Origin of the sequence: Xanthobacter autotrophicus, assembly GCF_030015065.1 — a bacterium.
Taxonomy (GTDB): domain Bacteria; phylum Pseudomonadota; class Alphaproteobacteria; order Rhizobiales; family Xanthobacteraceae; genus Xanthobacter; species Xanthobacter autotrophicus_D.
Window position 1 is genome coordinate 1 of the sequence record NZ_JAIVFN010000304.1, and the last position, 609, is coordinate 609.

Genomic DNA, 609 nt, shown 5'->3' on the forward strand with positions numbered 1-609 from the left:
TGTATAAGAGACAGCGCCATCCCCCGCGAACTACCGCAGGATGCCGCACGGGAAACCGTTCTCGCCTTTGTCAGAGAAAACTTTGTCAGTCAGGGCATGATTGCTGATGTGGCGTTCCATCACATGGATAAAACAAATCCCCATGCGCACATCATGCTGACCACGAGAGCTGTCGGACCTGCTGGATTCGGTGGAAAGGTCAGGGACTGGAACGACCGGACACATGCCGAGACGTGGCGTGCATCATGGGCTGACCATGCGAACAGGGCACTGGCGAACGCCGGTTATCAGGAAGAGATAGACCATCGTTCATACGAGCGACAGGGGCTTGAGAAAACGCCTGGTATTCACCTCGGAAAGTCTGCCTGTGCGATGGAAACACGCGGTATCGAAACAGAACGCGGCGAACAGAATCGTCTGATTAACAGACTTAACCTGGAAATACAGATTTCCCGTACCGAACTCAGAAACAGCGGGCTGACAGAGCCTGCCCGCCGTGTGGCTGACCTTCTGAATATCGTGCTTCCTGACAACGCAACTTCGTACACACTACGTGACATCATCGAAGCGTTGCCGAAGGACAGTAATGCGGCATGGAAACTCACCAGT

The 609-nt window shown here is 53.9% G+C and carries 1 protein-coding gene; it reads left to right on the forward strand.

What is annotated here, in order from left to right:
* A partial coding sequence (locus K9U40_RS23235) for a MobA/MobL family protein (protein ID WP_282892434.1) occupies positions 1 to 609 on the forward strand: 609 nt, incomplete at both ends.